The following is a 19,403-nucleotide window of genomic DNA, read 5'->3' as shown; positions in this document are numbered from 1 at the left end:
CGGGGCCTGCGCGTCATCAGTTGCTCCTCAAGGCACGCTCATCGCGCGCGAATGGTCCCAGCAGGGCGCCGACAAAGCCGCCTGCACGATCCGTACTCAATACGGTTCCGTCCACGTCAGCGGCCAGGGTCTGCCAGCCGTGACCGTCGCCGCCGTCGAACGCGAACGCATACTTGTCCTCGTCGCCCGTGATCTTCAGGCGCAAGGACGCGGATGCATCCAGCTCCTTGGTGGCCAGCACCTTGGTCACCCCGCTGCCGTCGCGCGCTTCGAGGAACACCGCCACGCGGTCCTTCCTGGCGCTGCGTACACCAAGGAAGTACCAGTAGGCCTCGTTCTGGAATGCCGCCAACCCGGCCGCCACGCCCGCCGCGGGGCGCGTCATCTGCGTGCTGGCCTCGAAACGCAGGTGTTGCTGGCGCCGCCCGAGGAAAGCGGGATTGCGCAGCGTGTCCAGGTTCTCTGGCAGCGGATGCACCGCAAGGTAGCCCGGACGCTCGCGCAGATCCGCCCACGCCTGTTTCGGGACGCGCACACGCAGCCATTCGTTGCCGAGCGCCGGTGCATCGAAGTTGTCGCGCGCCACGAAGTTGCCGGTGGACGGTACCTGCGCGGCATCGCCCTGCATCCAGGAAGGCGCCTTGGCCACATATGGAATGGGTTGACCGGCGGGCAGGATCACCGGCCAGCCATCACGCCACTGCACCGGCAGCAGGTAGGTTTCGCGCCCGGTGTTGTAGTGGCGCGTGTCGTAGTTCCGGCTGGCCAGGAACACCGCCCACCAGGAACCGTCCGGGCCTTCCACCAGGTCGGCGTGGCCGGCATTGGTGATCGGCAACTGCCTGTCATTGGGCAGGTCGCGTTGGGTCAGAATCGGGTTGCCCGCATACGGAATGTACGGCCCCCATACATCGCGGCTGCGCAGTACGACCTGGGAATGTTGCGGGCCTGTGCCGCCCTCGGCGTCGGAGAGGTAGTACCAGCCATCGCGCTGGTAGAGGTGCGGCCCCTCGATCCAGATCGGGTTCTTGGCCGGCTCCACGCCACCATCGATCAGCACCTTGCGCGGGCCGACCGGCTTGAACGCGGCCAGGTCGATGTGCTGCATCCAGATCGCGCGGTGTCCCTCGTAACGTGGCGGGCCAGGCGGCACGTCGTTGTTGAGCAGGTACACGCGGCCATCGGTGTCGAAGAACAGCGAGGGGTCGATGCCCTCGATGCCCGGCAGCCAGTGCGGGTCGGACCACGGTCCCGCAGGATCACGCGCGGTGGCGATGAAGTTGCCGCCGCTGTCGACGGCCGTGGTGACCACGTAGAAGGTGCCCTCGTGATACGAAATGGCCGGCGCGAAGATGCCGCGCGAGACGCTCAGGCCGTCGAAGTCCAATTGGGTGGGCCGATCGATCACGTTGCCGATCTGCTTCCAGTGCACCAGGTCCACGCTCTCGAACACCGGGATGCCGGGGAAATAGGTGAAGCTGGAATTGACCAGGTAGAACGTGCCGTTGGCGGCGACGATGCTGGGGTCCGCGTGGAACCCGGCCAGGATCGGGTTGCGGTACTGCCCGGCGGGCAGCGGCGGTTCAAACGCCGCATCATTTCCGGCGTATTCGAACCAGTCGAAGTAGACCGGGGGCGCGGGTGTGGCCGCCCGCACCTGCCATGCGGCGGACAGCAGCAGTAACGTGGCAAGCAGCAGTCGCATCACGGGGCACCTGTATCGGTGAGGGAGAGCTCGAACGGTCCTGCGGGGGCACCGCTGCTGTCGCGCAGCGTGCAGACCGGGCCGTCGGCCCAGCAGTAGCGGACACGCACGTGGTCGCTACTGTAGTGCCGGCCGCTGGCCGGCTCCAGGCAATCCAGGCAATCCAGGCAATCCCGGCACGACAGCACAACATCGCGCCCATCCAGCAGGGCATCCGCATACGTGCAGTGCTTCGCCTCGGCATCGCACAGCTCAAAGCCGATAGGACCGTTCGCACCCGTGGTGACCAGCGCACCAGTGACGCCGTCGAAGGTAATCCGCACCTCAACCGACGTGCGGGATACGCTGCCTGGGGTCGGGCCGGAGGCTGCGAGTGCCTGTTCGCCATACACCACATGCCGGGCCACCCGCGCCAGACGCCGGCCGAGTTCCTGTTTGTTCGGCGGATGGATGTCGTAGGCATCGCCGATGTCGATGGCCAGCGCCAGACCCGTGTGCGGGTCTTCCGCCGCGACGCGCCGCTGCGCCTCGCGCACTTGGGCCCAGCCACTTTCCACCGGCGCCACGGGCGGTTGGCCATAGCCTGCAAGCTGCACGACCAGCAGCGGCGTCTGCGTGCCAAACCGGTTGCGCCAGTCATCGCGCAGGCTGCGCAGCTTTGCCGCGTACGCCGAACCGTCCCCGGTGTTGGATTCGCCCTGGTACCAGAGCATGCCGCGCAGGCCATAGTTTCCGAGCGGCGCGATCATGCCGTTGTACAGCGTCGACAGGCCCGTGGCCGCGTGCCACGGCGCCAGCGGCGGTGCCTGGTTGCCGGGTGCTGCCCGGTACTGCCAGGGAGTGTGCAGGACGATCCGCGTGCCATCGTCGAGCCGCACGGCGTGTGCACTTGCGGGGCCGGCCAGTCCGCCGTCGCTCCAGGTGTCCAGCACGTTGACCACCACGGCGTTGGTGCCTGCTTTCAGCAGTCCGGGCGGCAGCGGATACGACCGCGCATCTCCCGGGGCGTTCTGGCTGCCCACGGCCACGCCGTTGGCCCAGGTCACGTCGGTTTCATCGGCAGGTCCCAGCTCAAGGCGTGCGCCCTGCCCTGCCTGTGCGGCGGTCAGTGTCACCTGTGTGCGGTACCAGACCATGCCATTGTAGGCGGACAGCGCCGGTACGCCCCATCGCTCCCAGGCGCCGAGCTGGGCCGGTGCTGCCTGCCATCCTGCGGGGTCTGCGCCGGGCTGCCAGGGTGCATCGCCGGGTGTTGCCCCCTCGCGCTGCATCCACCACTGTTCCCAGTGCTTTCCCCATTGCGCATTTGCCGCAGCAGGATCGCTGGAATAGAGCGCCAATACGTCCAGCGCCTCGTCCATTCCGCCCTGCGCACGCAGCGCATCGGCGCTGGTCCATGCCTCTATCCGTGAGCCGCCCCACGCCGACTGGATGAGCCCCATCGGTACGTTGACGGTCTTCTGCAGTTCGCGCGCGAAGTAGTAGCAGGCGGCGGAGAAGTCGCGCACGGTGTCCGGTGATGCGGGGTTCCATGACACGGGCCCGGAGAAACCGTTCTGTGGCCCGACGGCTGCGGCCTTGGGTACGGTGAGCAGGCGGATGTCCGGGTGCGTGGCCGATGCGATTTCGCTGTCGGCATCGAGCGTGCGGCGCACCGGCAGTTCCATGTTCGATTGGCCGGCGCACAGCCACGCGTCGCCCACCTGCACGTCACTCACGGTCTGGGTGGCCGGCCCTGCCTGCACGTTCAGAACGTAAGGGCCACCCGCCGCGATGGGCAGCAGCGTCGCGCGCCAGCGTCCGTCTGCATCCGCCTCGGTGGTGACGGCCTGGCGTGCGATAGTTACGGAGACGGTGGCGCCGGGCTCGGCACGGCCCCAGACCGGGATCGGCTGGTCGCGCTGCAGGACGGCGTGGTCCTGGAACAGCGGGTGCAACAGGGGCGTCACGGATTGCTGGGCCAGTGAAGGCGAGACCCAGCCCAGTAGAACCGCGACCACTACCCAGCCTGATCTGCTCATCGCCCGTCTCCCGGTGCGGAAGGGAATTGCAGTGCTGCGTAGTACGACAGGGGGTGCGGGGGTGCGGCTTCGCCCGGCGGTAACGGCCGGCCGCTTATCGATTGGAAGTACGCGACGCTGGCGTCGCGCCACCATTGCGCTTCGCGCAGCTGGATTCGGAGGAAGGCCGCGATCTGTTCGTGGCGTTGGGCGTCCACGGCATGCGGCAACGGGGCAGCGCCCCGCGCTACGGCGGTGGGTGGCACGGGCGCAACGGGCGCAACGGGCGCTGCCGGGGCCAGGGTTGCCCAGGTGGCTTGCATCGCCTGTACTTCACGCACGCCGTGCGAGTAGCGGCCTATCAGTTCGTCCCATAACGGACGCCCTGAGGCCATGCGGTGGTCCCAGGGCACGTGGTGGAACCACAGCAGCAGCGGCTCCGGCACCAGCGACAGGTCGCCATACGTCGCGGCCACTACAGGAGCGTACTGGGCCACGGCGTTGCTGCCCTGCGCGGTGCGGTCGAAGCCGATGCCGTTGCGGTCGGCGCGGTGGTAGTAGACCGAGGTCCAGTCCGCGCGTGGGCCGCCGTCCACCCACGGCCCCGGCCCGTAGTGGTGCCCGCGTGCCATGAGGTGATGCAGGCCCAGCGGGGTCATGTAGTTCACCGCCGCCTCGCGCGAAGCCATCATCATGCCGACGATGGGCTGCACCACGGCGGGCTCTGGCGAGAACGTCATCGCCGCCCAGTCCGCCGCGATGTCGCGGGCAGATTGCGATGGATTCCACGCAATGCGCCCGAACGCGTACCAGTTGGCCTGGTCGAAGTGGGAGCCACTCCAGGTGCGGTCCGTGCCGATGTTGGCGACGCCGGCCATGCCGGTCAGCGACTGCGCCACGGTGGCGCCGTGCGGACGCTGTGTAGTCGCCCGCAGCACCTCCTCGTACAGCGGCCCCAGGTAGACCAGATGCGTGGCGAAGCCGAGATACTCCTTGGTGATCTGCACTTCCATCATCAGCGGCGTGCGCGGCATGGCCCCGAACAGCGGGTGGAACGGCTCGCGCGGCTGGAAGTCGATGGGCCCGTTCTTTACCTGCAGCACCACATTGGGACGGAACGCGCCATCCAGTCCGGCGAACTCGGTGTACGCCTGCGTGGCGCGGTCGGCGGGCACGTCGTGCGCGTAGACGAACGCGCGCCACATCACCACGCCACCGTGCGGTGCCAGCGCGTCGGCCAGCAGGTTGGCGCCGTCGGCATGGGTACGGCCGTAGTCCTGCGGGCCGGGCTGGCCTTCCGAATTGGCCTTGACCAGGAAGCCGCCGAAATCCGGAATGCGCGCGTAGATCTCATCGGCCTTGTCGCGCCACCAGCGCTGCACGTTCGCGTCGAGAGGATCGGCGGTCTTCAGTCCACCCAGTTCGATGGGGGCGCTGAAGCGTGCACTCAGGTACACGCGGATGCCGTACGGCCGGAACATGTCCGCCAGCGTGGCCGCCTTGGCCAGGTAGTCCGGCGCGAGGCTCTGCGCGCTGGCATTCACGTTGTTCAGCACGGTGCCGTTGATGCCCAGCGACGCGTTGGCGCGGGCGTAGTCCGTGTAGCGCGGGTCGCGCCATTCCGGCAGCGTCTGCCAATCCCACAGTGAGCGCCCGGCATAGCCGCGCTCGACATGGCCGTCCAGGTTGTCCCAGTGATCAAGCACGCGCAGCCGCAGCGTTGGCGATTCACGCACGTCAAGGCCGTTCAGTGACGCGCCCGTCTGCAACAGGCGCAGCAGATGGAACACGCCGTACAGCACGCCGATGTCGTCGCGCGCGGCCACCAGCAGCACGTTGCGACCGCCGATCCGCGTCACCTTGAGCAGGTAGCCCTCGTCGCCGAGCGATTCGACCGCCCCGCGGAACGGCGCGATCAACGCCGACGACTGCGGGGTACCCAGCACCACGCCGTGCTCACCGGCTGCCGCAGGCTGGAACCGGGGCGCGCGACCCAGCAGCCCGCTCAGGCCACGCGCAAGCTCCTCGCGTGCAACGCGTTGCGAGGGCGTCTGATCGGGCGCCACCACCTCGCCCAGCTGCGTGCGGTAGTCCGCTGCGAGTGCGGGTTCGAGCGGGACGTAGCGCATCCACAGGGCGTATCCATCCTCGGCGCGCACGTTGGGCGAGCAGGCCATCAAGGCGATTGCGGCGGCCAACATCCAATGACACCGCTCGACACCCGTTCGTAGCCGCAGCCGTGGCCGCAAACCTTGTAAGCTCGGGCGGTGCGCTGGATGCAGCAGCGTCACGAAGAAGAACGGGAGCGCGTATTGGACAAACCGAAGAAATCGGTCCGCCGCAAAGCCAGTGGCGTGACGATCGACGAGGTGGCGGCGCTGGCCGGCGTATCGCCGATGACCGTGTCGCGGGCGATCAACCAGGGCAAGGTGCGCGATGACACCCGCGAACGCGTGATGCGCGCGGTGCAGGCGCTGGGCTACACGCCCAACCTGGCCGCGAGCACGCTGGCCGCGGCGCAGCACACGCGCATTGCGCTGATCTACACCAACCCCAGCGGCGCGTACCTGCGCGAACTGCTGGTAGGCCTGCTGCGTGGCGCGTCCAATGCCGCCATCCAGTTGGTCATCCACTACTGGGACAACCTGGACCCGGCGGCCGAACGCAAGGCCGCACGTGCGTTGAACGGCCGCGTGGACGGCGTCATTCTGCCGCCGCCGCTGTGCGAGTCGCCGGTGGCCGTGACCGAGCTGGTCAAGGCCGGCATCCCCGTGGTTGCCATCGCGTCCGGTCACCTGCGCGACGACATTTCCTGCGTGCGCATCGACGACTTCCATGCCGGCAAGGAGATGACCGAACACCTGATCCAACAGGGTCACACCCGCATCGGCTTCATCCGCGGGCGCGACGACCTCAGTGCGAGCGCGCGCCGCTACGACGGCTTTGTCACCGCCCTGAACGACGCCGGTCTTGAGGTCGAACCCGGCCTGGTCCAGCAGGGCGACTACACCTACCGCTCGGGGCTGGCGGCGGCCGAGCTGCTGCTCGCCCACCACCGGCCACCCACCGCGATCTTCGCCAGCAACGACGACATGGCGGCCGCAGCGATCTCGGTCGCGCACCGACGCGGACTCGACGTTCCCCGCGACCTGTCGGTGGTGGGCTTCGACGACACCTCCGCCGCCACCACCGTCTGGCCTGAACTCACCACACTGCACCAGCCGATCGCCGAGATGGCCGACGCGGCCATCGATATCCTGCTGCGTACCATCCGCCACAGAAGCAACGACGCGCGCGTCCTGACGGACCACGTGCTGCCGCATGGGCTGGTGATGCGCGACTCGGTCGCGCACCCGCCCAGGCGGTGAGGGTGCAGAAGGCATCGTCACTTGCCGGGGCACGCGACGGTGGCTTCTGCTTCGTTCAAGGCACCCAGCGCGACGCGTGACACCGAGAGCGTCATCGCGCCTGCGGTACCCAGCGACCAGGGCCGGTCCAGCTTGCCGACATCGGCGCCTGCCGCTGCCAGGCACTTCAACGGCACGCCCACACGCGTCCACTGGCCGACCGGCAGCTTGGCCAGTGCAGGCCCCACCGGAATGCGGGCGGTACAGCCGGTGCCGCAACCCACGGCCAGCCACGCCTCACCCTGCGGTGCAGCGTCCACGCGCAGCGTGGTCAACACCATCAGGTCACCATTGCTTTCGCGCTGCAGGTCCAGCGGCACGTGCGACTGCACCGCGACGGTGGCCTCGCCCTTGCCCGACCACGCCAGCCGGCGGGCATCTTCCTGCACCAGGTGGTCCACGCCGGTGACCTCCAGCAGGTCGCCATTGAGCGCCTCCGGCACGTTGCTGACGGTCACGCCCTGCCCCGTGGCGGCCTCAAGACGCAGGGCCATGCCCGAACCGGCGTCGCCACGTGCGAAGAACACACCGGCCGCGCCTTCGTTGCCGGTCACGCCAGAGATTTCCGGCAGCGCGGCAAGGTCGCCGTTGTCGGCATAGGTCAGGCCGAAGCCGAAGGCGAACTGCGGGTCGTAGTCCTTCTGCCCCACGTTGTTGGCGTACTGCACCGCCGTGCGCGGCCAGCTGAAGCTCAGCTTCCCCTTGAAGTCGTGCTGGACGCTGCCGTCGGGTTTGCGCAGCAGCACGTCGGCGATGCCACCGCCTTCCGAACCCGGCAGCCATGCAGCCACGAACGCATCGGCGGCATTGATCTCGCGATTCACCCACAGCGGACGCCCGCTCAGGAACACGGCCACGACCGGGATGCCGTCGGCCTTCAGCTTTTTGATCAACTGAAGATCGGCGTCGTCACCCGGCTTGTAGGCAAGTGTCGCCAGATCGCCCTGGAATTCGGCATACGGGTTCTCGCCGAACACCACCACCGCCACATCCGGCTTGGTCGTGTATGTGCCGTCCACGGCCAGCACTGCTTCACCGCCCGCGGCCTTGGCCTGCTGCGCGACGCCTTCGAAGATCGTCTCCGCGTTCGGGAAGTCCTTGCGGGTGGTGCCGGTGCCCTGCCAGTTCAGCGTCCAGCCGCCCGCCTGCTTGCCAACATCGTTCGCCCCATCACCGGCCACCAGGATGCGCTGCTTCGGCGCCAGCGGCAGCACGCCGCCCTGGTTCTTCAGCAGCACCAGCGACTCGCGCACGGCCTGCCGTGCCACGGCACGATGTTCCGGTGCACCGATGAGGGCGAACTGCCCACCCACCGCGCGCGACGACGGCTTGCCCGCCTCGAACAGGTTCAGCCGCATCTTGACCCGCAGGATCCGGCGCACCGCATCGTCCAGGCGTTCCTGGGAGAGGGTGCCGGCCTTCGCTGCGGCCAGCGTGGTTTCGTAGAAACCCTTCCAGCTGTCCGACGCCATGGCCATGTCCAGGCCGGCGTTGATGGTGGCCGGGCAGTCGGTGGTGGTGCAGCCCTTGACCTGGCCGTGGCCGTTCCAGTCACCCACCACGAAGCCGCCGAAGTTCATGCGGCCCTTCAGCGCGTCGGTCAGGTAGGCCTTGTGGCCATGCATCTTCTCGCCGTTGACGCTGTTGAAAGACGCCATGACGGTCTGCGCGCCCGCCGCGATCGCGGTCGGGTAGCCGGCCGCATGGATGCGCACCAGCTCCGCTTCGCTGATCCGGGTATCGCCCTGGTCCTTGCCGTCATGCGTGCCGCCATCGCCCAGGAAGTGCTTTACCGAGGCGATCACATGGCGGCCATCGAGGAACGTGGGCGAGCCCACCTTGCCCTGCAGGCCTTCCACCACCGCGCCGGCGTAGCTGGCCACCACCTCAGGCGATTCGGAATAGCCTTCGTAGGTGCGCCCCCAGCGGTCGTCCTGCGGCACCGCCACGGTCGGCGCGAACGCCCACTCCATGCCGGTGGCGCGGGTTTCCAATGCGGTGATCTCCCCGATCCGCCGCACAAGGTCCGGGTTGCGCGCTGCGCCCAGCCCGATGTTGTGCGGGAACAGCGTGGCGCCGACGATATTGCTTTGCCCGTGCACCGCGTCGATACCGAACAGCACCGGGATCGCCTTGCCGCCCTGCGAGGTGTCCATGGACGCTTCGTAGAACGCATCTGCCAGCGCCAGCCATCTGGCCGGCGCGGCGTCGTAGCGGCCGCCCGGGTCGGAGTTGCCGCCGGCAAGGATGGAGCCCAGTCGATACTTGCGCACGTCGTCCGGCGTGATGCTGGCGATGTCGCCCTGCACCAGTTGGCCGACCTTTTCCTCCACCGTCATGGTGGCCATCAGGTCGGTGATGCGCTTTTCAAGCGCCGGATCGTCGGGCAACGGCCAGGTCACCTGGGGCCAGGGGTTGGCGTCGGCCTTGGCTTGCGCCGGGGCCGGCGCGGCCGTCCTGTCCTCGCCCTTGCAGGCCGCAAGTGCAAGCAGCAGCGCGGCCAGCAGATATCCGGTGCGGCGCGTGGCGGAGTGGTTCGTCATGGTGCTCATCCTTGCCGGTGGGCTCAGCGCAGCAGGTACTGGTTGATCAGGTTTTCGTAACGCTCCTGCTTGCCGCTGATCTGCTTCGGTTCGCCGCCCTTCGCGCCGAGTGCCGCCAGGTCGCCCAGGCTCAGTGCGCCCTGTTCGAAGTCCTTGCCCTTGCCGCTGTCGAAGCTGGCGTAGCGCTCCTTGCGCCACTGTTCCCACGGCGACTCGTTGAGCAGGCCGTGGGCCACTTCCAGGCCGCGGGCGAAGGCGTCCATGCCGCCGATGTGGGCAATGAACAGGTCATCCAGGTCGGTGGATTCGCGGCGCACCTTGGCGTCGAAGTTCAGGCCGCCCTCCAGTCCGCCCTGGCGCAGTACCACCAGCATCGCGCCCACGGTGTCGTACAGGTCGGTCGGGAACTGGTCGGTATCCCAGCCGTTTTCCGCATTGCCGCGGTTGGCGTCGATGCTGCCCAACAGGCCGTGATCCGAGGCGACCTGCAGGTCGTGTTCGAAGGTGTGGCCGGCAAGCGTGGCATGGTTTGCTTCGATGTTGAGCTTGAAGTCCTTGTCCAGGCCGTGCTCTTTCAGGAAGCCGGCCACGGTGGCGCTGTCGAAGTCGTACTGGTGCTTCATCGGCTCCATCGGCTTGGGCTCGATCAGGAAGTTGCCCTTCAAGCCGATGCTGCGGCCGTAGTCGCGCGCCATGGTGAGGAAGCGCGCGAAGTGGTCGATCTCACGCTTCATCTGGGTGTTCACCAGCGAAGCGTAGCCTTCACGGCCGCCCCAGAACACGTAGTGTTCGCCGCCCAGTTCCACCGTGGCGTCCAGCGCCGCCTTCACCTGCACGGCGGCACGCGCCACCACCGCGAAATCGGGGTTGGTGGAAGCACCGTTCATGTAGCGCGGGTGCGAGAACAGGTTGGCCGTGCCCCACAACAGCTTCATGCCGGTGGCGTCCTGGCGTTCCTTGGCCAGGCCCACCATGTGCTTGAGGTTCTTCTCGTACACGCCGACATCGTCGGCATCCGGTGCCAGGTCGATGTCGTGGAAGCACCAGTACGGCACGCCCAGCTTGGTGAAGAACTCGAACGCGGCGTCCACCTTGGCTTCGGCCGTGGCCATTGGCGCGCCGGCTTCCCACGGGAAGTGGCGGGTGCCCGGGCCGAACGGGTCGTGCCCGGCGTTGCAGAAGGTGTGCCAGTAACAGACCGCGAAGCGCATGTGCTCCTGCATGGTCTTGCCGCCGATGACCTTGTTCGCGTCATAGACCTTGAACGCGAGCGGGTTGTCCGAACCCCGGCCTTCGAAGGGGATGCGGCCAATGCCGGGGAAGAATTCCTTGGCGCCGATGAAGGGTTGTGTGCTCATGGTGCGGGGTCCTTTCGTTGTGCGGGGTGTTGCGTAGAGGAAAATCAGCCGCGCTGCAGCGGCGTGATGGCATCGAGATAGCGCAGGTAGCGGGCATAGGCTTCGGCATAGGCCGCTGTGCGCGTTGGATCCGGGCGCGCCGACAGCTGCGGGTCGAGCGCAACGTGGTGGTTGGCGATGTCGGCAATGCTGGCGGCGTCGCCGCGGGCATGGCCCAGCGCCCACAGCGCCTGCAGGGCCGCACCGAATGCTGCGCCTTCGGCCTGCGTGGGCACGTCCACTGGCAGCCCGAACACATCAGCGACCAGCTGCCGCCACGCGCCGCTGTTGCTGCCACCGCCGGTCAGCACGATGCGGTCGAACTGCATGCCGGCACGGACGAAGGCGTCGTAGCCGTACTTCAGGCTGTAGGTGGCCCCTTCCATGGCCGCGCGGTAAAGGTGTGCCGGGGTCATGTTGGTGGTGTCCAGCCCGGCCAGCACGCCCTTGCCATGCGGCAGGTCCGGTGTGCGCTCGCCGTTGAGGAACGGCAGCATCACCAGGCCATCCGCACCGGGCGGCGTGGTGCGCAGGTGACCATCGCCGAAGCGGGTGCTGAAGTCGAAGGCGTCGGCCACCTGTTCGGTCACCACGGTGCAGTTCATGGTGCAGATCAGCGGCAGCCAGCCGCCGGTGGAGGAGCAGAACGCGGCCCACGCCCCGTCCGGGTCGACCACGGGGGTGTCGGAGTAGGCAAACAGCGTGCCCGACGTGCCCAGGCTCATCGCCAGACGACCCGGTGCAACACAGCCGGTGCCGATGGCCGCCATCATGTTGTCGCCGCCGCCCACGGCGACCTTCACGGTGGCGGGCAGCCCGAGTGCCGTGGCGGTAGCGAGGTCGATGTCGAACACCTCATCGGGCGCGGCGATGCGCGGCAGGCACTCGGCAAGGTCGCGTTCCGGATCGGTCGCGCGCAGCAGGTCGGTTGACCAGGTGCGGGTGCGCACATCCAGCCAGCCCGTGCCCGATGCATCGCCGTATTCGCAGAAGCGCTGACCTGTGAGTATGAAGTTGAGGTAATCGTGCGGGAGCAGGATCGTAGCCAGCCGCGCGTAGGCATCGGGCCGGTGCGTCTTCGTCCACGGCAGCTTGGAAGCGGTGTAACCGGCCAGGATCGGATTGCCGGCCAGTGCAATGGTGCGCGCCGCGCCGCCGAGTGCGTCCATGATCTGCACGCATTCGGCCGACGTGCTGGTGTCGCACCACAGCTTGGCCGGTGCGAGTACCTCCCCTGCCGCATCGACCGGTACGAAGCCGTGCTGTTGGCCCGACACCGCCAACGCGCCGATGCGGGATCGCACCGACGGATCGATGGCATGGAAGCAGGCGTGCAATGCCGCCACCCAGTCGGCCGGCTGCTGCTCGCGGCTGCCATCGGCGGCCGAGGTCAGGCCCAGCGGCGTGCTGGTGCTGGCAACGAGGCTGCGCACGGCAGGGTCATAGACCACCACCTTGAGGCTCTGCGTACCGGCATCAATTCCTGCAACCAGATCCATTGCGTTCACCCCGTGCGCGCTTGAAGGTAGCGCTACCATTTCTGTCCAACAGCAGGGGCCCCGGCTACGCCAGGGCCACGCTCCGCGGCCATACGTCCGGTGCCGCCTTGCAGTAGCGTTCAATGAAGGCCTCCTGCGATGGCATCGTCGCGACCGCCTGCTGCACCGGCTGCCGTATGCGCGCCAGCAGCGTGTGCAGGTCGGCGTCGCCGATGGCGGCGGCAAGCGGATGCGCAGGGCCCGGCTGGATGCCCTGCCCCATCAACACGCTGGTCCAGGAGTCCACCCGGAACAGCTCGCCGGGGTCCTGCCAGGCATGTGCGCGTTCGCGCCAGGCGCGCAGCCGGATGGCGAGCGACTCGGGCAGCGCCATCTCGCGGCAGGCGGTCCACATCGGCTCGTCGCGCTGGTTGGCGTGGTAGTGCAGGATGACGAAGTCGCGTACGTGCTCCATCTCCTGGCGGCTGACCTCGTTGTACAGGTCCACCAGCGCCGGGCGGATGCCATCGGACGGGAACATCTGGATCAGCCGCACCACCGCGCTGATGGTCAGGTGGATGCTGGTCGATTCCAGCGGCTCGATGAAGCCGCTGGCCAGGCCGAGCGCCACGACGTTTTTGTTCCATGCTTTCAGGCGGCGGCCGCTGCGGAACGGCACCAGCCACGGATCACGCAGGGGCGGGCCGTCCACGTCGCGCAGCAGTTTGGCCTGCGCCTCGTCATCGGACATGTGGCGGCTGGAGAACACCAGCCCGCACCCGACCCGGTGCTGGAGCGCGATATGCCAGCGCCACCCGGCCTCGTGCGCGATGGCGCGGGTATAGGGCACCGGCGGATGGACCGACTCGGTCTGCACGGCAACCGCGCGGTCACTGGGCAACCATTCGTGCCAGTCCTCGTAGCCGGTGTGCAGGGTCTGCTCGGTCAACAGGCCGCGGAAGCCCGTGCAGTCGATGAACAGATCGCCCTCGATGACCTGCCCGTCTTCCAGCACCAGGGATGCAACGGAGCCGTCATGCGCGTGCTGCCGGACCTCGCGGATCTTGCCTTCCACCCGCCGCAGCCCGTGCCCTTCGGCCTTGCGGCGGAGGAATTTTGCGTAGAGCCCCGCGTCGAAGTGATAGGCGTAGTTGACCTGGGGCTGGGTCTGCAGCGAGAACCGGTCTTCCCGCGAGGCCGCGCTTTCCAGGCAGCAATCGCCCAGGTCGGAGGGCATGCCGCGGCGCAGGCTGTCCAGCCAGAAATGGTGGAACGGCGTAGCCCAGGTACCCTGCCCGATCGTGCCGAACGGATGGATGAAACGATCCCCGGGACGACGCCAGTTCTCGAACGAGATCGACAGCTTGAACGTGCCGGCGACGGCCTGCAGGAACTCCTGCTCATCGATCTGCAGAAAACGGTGGAACGTGCGGATGGGGGGCACGGTCGATTCGCCGACACCCACCGTACCGATCTGCTCGGACTCCACCAGGGTGATGTCCAGCTGGTCGCGGAACTGGTGCGCCAGCGCACAGCCGGCCAGCCAGCCTGCGGTGCCGCCCCCGGCGATGACGACCTTGCGGATACGCCCTTCGGTTGTGTTCGCCACGTTCAATGCGGTGCTCCCATCAGCGGTTGAGTCGAGCCAGCAGCTGGGCGCGCATGCGCCGCGCCTGCGTCTCGTCGAACGGTGCCAGATCGCCCCGGGCAGCGTTGGGCAGGTGTTCTCCTGCACGCTCTCCCGGACCGAACACGTAGTACTCGAAGATCTCTGCCCACGCCTGCTTCTCGCGTGCCGGCAGATCGCGCACGGCCCACATCGCGTGATGGAGTGCCGGCAGCGGCGAGGAAAGGAACGCCGGCGAGCTGCGCCACCAGTAGTTCACCAGGACGTTGAACGGCTCGAGGCTGCGCACGTGGTGCCACCACATGCTGGGAATGAAGATCGCATCGCCCGGTTCCAGCTCGGCGCTCTGCGCGCTTGCCAGTGCATCACGGAACCGCGGATGGCGCGCGAAGTCCGGGCGGTCGAAATCCACCACGCTTACCACCTGCCCGCCCGGGGTGGGTTCCAGCGGTCCCGGATACAGGTTGTCGATCTGCTCCGGCGGAAAGAGCGTGAACCGGCGCCGGCCCACGGCGCAGCACGCCAGGTTGTCCGGGGTGTCGAAATGGCAGGAGGCCGTTACGCGGTTGCCGATCCAGATGCTTGCGGACGCCTCGATGCCCTGCGCGGCCAGACCGGCGTCGTTGGCGTGCGCGAAGCCGGGCAGCGCCCGATCGATCAGCAGCGACGCGACATAATAGGTGGGTGGGCGCGGGGCCTCGAGATGGTCGGCAATGCCGTCCAGCACCTGCGTCAGCAGCCCACGCCGGACCTCCACGTTCAACTGCGTGAAGTCCTCGTTGTAGAACGGGCGCCCCTCGATCTCGGGGGCGCCGAAGGAATACGGCACAGGCACGCCCGCATCGAAACCGCGCAGGTACCCCAGCGCCGCCTGCGTGGAACGCAACCCGGCCTGTACCAGCCCCCAGTCGCGTGCGATGCCGCGCAGCACCACCGGTTCACCGGCGGCTACCAGCGCCTCCAGCGGCAACGCGGCGGGGTCCAGGCCTTCCAGTGTCCGCATGGCAACGCCGTCCAGCACCGGTCAGTTCCTGCCCGCCGCAGTGGCGGCATCCTGCAGGCGCAGGCGTCGCTGCTTCTCGGCGATCAGGCGTCGCATGTTGTGCAGCGAGGCCAGCATCAGGTATGCACCTTCCAGGTAGCCGGCGCGGTTGAGTTCGGCCAGCGCAGCGCCGTCCAGCTGGGCCAGCCGGTCGCGGTCAATGGCATGCAGGCCGTTGACGCCCACCCGGTTCTGGAGATCGATCTGTACGTCGAGCGCGACCGGTTGAATCAAGCCCTTCGCGTCAAGAATCGCAAACATCTCCGCGCCAAAGGCATGGCCATCGTGGATGCCGCGCAGCACGTTTGCGATATGGTCCAGGTAGGCGCTGTTGCCGCCCTGCGGCAGGAACACCGGCTCACCCTGCGCCGTATTCACGCGCGGGTGGTCCAGGTCCACGTGCAGCACCGGCTCCACGGTAAGTTCTCCGTCGATGCGGCTTTCCTGGAAGCCGATCAGGAACGGCCCCTTTGCGGCCGCCCCGGGAAGATAGGAGGCATTCCAGCGCCCGTCCTGCAGGTACAGGTTCTCGTGCTGCTCGAAGCCCAGCAGCGCGACGGACTGCCACTCGCCGGTGGCGGTGTCCTTGCGCAGGAAGATCGGGTATTCGCGCTGTAGCTCGGCGTACTCGCTCGGGTAGGCCGGCACCATGCCTACCGCGTCGCCAAATTCGGGCCCGAACCCGGTCGCTACACGCAGCTCCCGGTGGGCGATGTTGTTGAGCATTTCGTAACGCGGCATGTGTAGTCCAATCCCTGCAGGAGCCTGCACGGGTGCCGCTGCCGAGACAGCGGCACCCGTGGCCTGTTCAGAACCTGTAACGAACGCCAAGCATGTAACGCGGATCCTGGTCAGCCAGTTTCACCATCATCTGCGAGGTGCGCGAACGCCAACGCACGTCCTCACCGGTGAGATTGATCGCTTCCAGGCTGAACGACCAGTTGTCATCGAGCGTGTACCCCACGCTGAGATCCCACTGGTCATACTCTTCCACATAGTACGGGTTTCGGCTGGCACCCTGGTTGGCCAGGATCAGGTACTGGTCGCGCCAGTTCCAGGCCAGTCGCACCGACCAGCCATACTTTTCGTACATCAGCATGGCGTTGGCGGTATCGCTCAGGCCGGTGAGCGAGAACTGGTCGACGTTCGGATCACCCGCGTCGTTGAAGCCCACGTCGCCGTTGACGATGGTGTAGTTGGCCAGCACGCCGAACCCGGTGTCACCGAAGAAGTACTGCCCGCCCAGCTCCCAGCCATGCAGCTTGGACTCGTTCTGGTTGATCGGGCGGTTGACGTTGAACTGGTACAGCGGATCGTCCGCCTCCCCGTACAGGTCGTAAGCCGCTTCGGTGGCCAGGACCTGTGCGTCGGTGCCGTTGTAGGCGCCCAGGCCAGCGGGGTTGTTGCGCAGCAACGCCAACGCGGTGAACAGCGAGGTGTCATTGGCCGAGCAAGCCGCCGCGTTGGCCACGCCCACTTGGGCGATACAGGCCCCACTGGTCAGGAAACCCAACGCCGCCTGTGCGTCCGGTCCGGAACTGGGGTCGCGCAGGCCGTACAGGTTCTCCTGCACGATGGTGTTGCCGACGAAGTTGGCGACCTGCTTGTTCCAGTAGGTCACCGACACGTAGCTGGCGTCGGCGAAATACCATTCCAGCGCCAGGTCCAGGTTGTCCGATTCCAGTGGCTTCAGCGCCGGGTTCTGCGCCGTGCCGCTGGCCCGCGAGGACGGATCGATCAGCACCGAGCCGAACGGCTGCTGCGCGGTCGGGCCGGCATACAGGTTGCCGATCGGCGCACGTGCGATGCTCTTGCCGAACGAGATGCGGCCCTTCAGGTCGTCCAACAGGTCGATGCTGAAGTCCAGGTTGGGCAGGATGTAGCTGTAGCTGGTCTTCTCGGTGAAGGGCTGCTGTTCATCGGACAACAGCACGCGGAAATCGTTGTTCGATTGCCACTGGATGGATTCCGGAATGGCGATGATCGAGGTCGACACCACGTCGGTAGTCTCGTAGCGGACGCCCAGGCGCGTATTGGTGCGATGGCCACCCAGATCGCCGTCCAGCTCGACCTGGATGTAGGCCGAATTGGTCTTCTCTTCCACCCGGTTGTCGGCGGCATTCTGCGGGCTGACGCCGAGGTTGGCGCCATAGTGCTGCCCTGCCCACTGCGCCAGCCGGCCCGCGTCGCCGCGCCAGGCGGTGAAGCTGTTGACGTTGAAGTCGTCGAACATGCCGACGATGTTCACCGGCTGCAGCAGGTCCATCAAGCCGTTGGCAACATCGCCGTTTACATTGGCCACGCCCCAGTCGCCCAGGGTGTTGTAGTTCTCCGCGGCCTGGATGCGGTGGGTGGTCTGCTTGCTGGAGTCCACGCCGAACTGGAAGCGCCCCTGGTCGAAGGCCCACTCACCGTCCACACGCCCCTGCTTGATCTCGGTGATCTGGGTCTGCGAGTTGATGCGCAGCACCTGCGAGCCGATCTCGCCCGGCACGAAGCCCGGGTTGACCACGCCGTTGGTCTTGGCGAGGGCATCGGCCGTGCTCGGGTACCAGACCTGGGTGCCCACGGGCAGGCCGTTGTTGAAGTTCATCTCCTGCACCCACGACCCACCGCAATGCGGCCCGGTGGTGCAGTTGTTGGTGCCGGCGATGCTGCTGAAGATGGAGCCGCCGCCGGTGAGGGGATCGTTCGGCCGGCTCTCGTTCTTCGAGTCGTGGCCGTCGAAGCTCAGCTTGAAGCGGTCGGTGATGTTCCAGGTGGCATTGAAGCCGAGCGAACCCAGCTTGTACTTCTGCATGCTGCGCTGCTGTTCGAGCCCGAAGTCCTTGGTGCCGGCGATCTCGCGGATGTAGATCGGCGTGGCCACCGCACCGCTGGTATCGAACGTCACATCAGTGTAGTTGCTGTTCTGCAGCCACATGCCCTGCTCGCCGCGATTCTCTTCGATCTCGTTGGTCGAGTAGGTGTAGTCCAGGGTCAGCGTCACCGCATCGGTCGGTGCGAACTGCAGCACCGCCTGGCCATTGATGCGCTCGCGTTCGAAGTCGGCGAATGCATAGCGCAGGTCGTTCGGGCGCCCGTACAACGCGCCGATCGCCGGTGCGTTGGTCACCGTCGGGTTGCCGGGCATGGTGCCGGTCCACGGCTGGATGTTCCAGTAGTTGTTGGTGGCCTGGACCGAGCCACCCTTGCGCTTCTGGTAGCTCGCGCTTACGCCAACGCCCCAGGTCTTGTCCGGGTTGGTGTAGCTGAAGATGCCGGAAAGTTCAGGGGTCAGGTCGCTGTCGAAGGGCTGGCTCTGGTCGGAGACGATCTTGGCCCCGGCGCTGGCAACAGTGCCCTCATGGTCGAACGGACGCCCGGTGAGGATGTTGATGGTGGCGCCGATACCACCGCTGGGCACGTTGGCCTGGCTGGTCTTGAAGACCTCGATGCCATTGACCGCTTCGGCCGCCAGCTGGGCGAAGTTGAACGCGCGGGTGCCGCCGTCGACACCGCCGATCGCCACCTGCCCTGCCGCACCGAACGCATCGGCACCCGGCATCTGGCGCCCATTGAGCGTCACCATGTTGAACTGCGGGCCAAAGCCGCGTGCGGTTACCTGCGCACCTTCGCCGTCGCGGCGTTCGATGGAGATACCGGTGATGCGCTGCAGGGACTCGGCCAGGTTGGTATCGGGGAACTTGCCGATGTCCTCCGCACTGATGGCATCCACCACGCCGGCCGAGTCGCGCTTGATGTCCATCGCCTGGCTGAGGCTGTTGCGGATGCCGGTGACCTGCACGGTGTCCAGCTGTGTCGGGCTGGACTGGGCCTGCTGCTGGGTGACGGGCGCCGGCGTAGGTGCGTCTTGCGCAAATGCGGGATTGATGACCAGGACACCGCCGACAAACGTAAACATGGCCCTGGACTTGAACTTCGCCAGCGTGCGGCTCATGAACGAGCCCTCAGGTCTGGGGTACGACGAAAAGTAAACGCGCTCATGACTCTCCCCTCTGACATACGATCGAATGGATGTACCGCCCCTCCTGGGGGCACGTACGGGCGATGCCCGTCTTCCACACCGAACATCGCAATGCGCTTTGCGCGCACTGCGACTCAAACTCGCTTTCAGGCTTGCCAGAACAGCCGCGTGGTAAAGGGGGGGCGTATCCGCAGGGCCTTACTCCGACCAAGTGGTAGCGCTACCATCACGTCACGG

At 67.0% G+C, this 19,403-nt stretch carries 11 protein-coding genes; 1 reads left to right on the top strand and 10 read right to left on the bottom strand.

The window, feature by feature from the left end; genetic code table 11:
• Positions 1-16 precede the first annotated feature (16 nt).
• The 3 genes from RT456_RS01375 to RT456_RS01365 are packed head-to-tail and all read right to left on the bottom strand — an operon-like array spanning position 17 to position 5,906.
• Positions 17-1,705, bottom strand: coding sequence for a glycoside hydrolase family 43 protein (locus RT456_RS01375; protein WP_313341488.1), 1,689 nt, complete (start codon positions 1,703-1,705; stop codon positions 17-19).
• Positions 1,705-3,726, bottom strand: a complete 2,022-nt coding sequence (locus tag RT456_RS01370) for a sialate O-acetylesterase (protein WP_313341485.1) — start codon at positions 3,724-3,726, stop codon at positions 1,705-1,707. Before RT456_RS01370 ends, RT456_RS01375 begins: the two co-directional genes overlap by 1 nt.
• Positions 3,723-5,906 (bottom strand): alpha-glucuronidase family glycosyl hydrolase, encoded by a 2,184-nt coding sequence (locus RT456_RS01365; RefSeq protein ID WP_313341482.1) that lies wholly within the window; start codon positions 5,904-5,906, stop codon positions 3,723-3,725. Before RT456_RS01365 ends, RT456_RS01370 begins: the two co-directional genes overlap by 4 nt.
• 111 nt (positions 5,907-6,017) lie before the next feature.
• Between RT456_RS01365 and RT456_RS01360 the strand changes: the two genes are divergently transcribed.
• A complete protein-coding gene (locus RT456_RS01360) occupies positions 6,018-7,073 on the top strand; it encodes a LacI family DNA-binding transcriptional regulator (RefSeq protein WP_313341905.1) in 1,056 nt (351 codons plus the stop codon).
• 17 nt (positions 7,074-7,090) lie between these two features.
• Here RT456_RS01360 and RT456_RS01355 read toward each other — a convergent pair whose 3' ends face one another.
• The 7 genes from RT456_RS01355 to RT456_RS01325 form a co-directional block, all read right to left on the bottom strand.
• A complete protein-coding gene (locus RT456_RS01355) occupies positions 7,091-9,655 on the bottom strand; it encodes an exo 1,3/1,4-beta-D-glucan glucohydrolase (protein ID WP_313341480.1) in 2,565 nt (854 codons plus the stop codon).
• A gap of 23 nt (positions 9,656-9,678) precedes the next feature.
• The gene (gene xylA, locus RT456_RS01350) at positions 9,679-11,013 is read right to left on the bottom strand and encodes a xylose isomerase (protein ID WP_313341478.1); all 1,335 of its coding nucleotides are present in this window, start codon (positions 11,011-11,013) and stop codon (positions 9,679-9,681) included.
• Positions 11,014-11,057: 44 nt separating this feature from the next.
• Positions 11,058-12,551, bottom strand: a complete 1,494-nt coding sequence (xylB, locus tag RT456_RS01345; RefSeq protein WP_313341476.1) for a xylulokinase — start codon at positions 12,549-12,551, stop codon at positions 11,058-11,060.
• 64 nt (positions 12,552-12,615) lie between these two features.
• Entirely contained in the window at positions 12,616-14,145 is a 1,530-nt protein-coding gene (locus RT456_RS01340) for a tryptophan halogenase family protein (RefSeq protein ID WP_313341473.1), read from the bottom strand.
• 13 nt (positions 14,146-14,158) lie between these two features.
• A complete protein-coding gene (locus RT456_RS01335) occupies positions 14,159-15,178 on the bottom strand; it encodes a cupin-like domain-containing protein (protein WP_313341470.1) in 1,020 nt (339 codons plus the stop codon).
• Between the two features lie 3 nt (positions 15,179-15,181).
• Complete coding sequence (locus tag RT456_RS01330; protein ID WP_313341468.1) at positions 15,182-15,940, bottom strand: SapC family protein; 759 nt, start codon at positions 15,938-15,940, stop codon at positions 15,182-15,184.
• Between the two features lie 67 nt (positions 15,941-16,007).
• Positions 16,008-19,139: a TonB-dependent receptor gene (locus RT456_RS01325; protein WP_313341465.1), complete on the bottom strand. Its 3,132-nt coding sequence runs from the start codon at positions 19,137-19,139 to the stop codon at positions 16,008-16,010.
• Between the last annotated feature and the right edge of the window lie 264 nt (positions 19,140-19,403).

Source organism: Stenotrophomonas sp. (assembly GCF_032099025.1).
Lineage (GTDB): Bacteria > Pseudomonadota > Gammaproteobacteria > Xanthomonadales > Xanthomonadaceae > Stenotrophomonas.
This window is presented reverse-complemented; position numbering and strand designations above follow the sequence as displayed.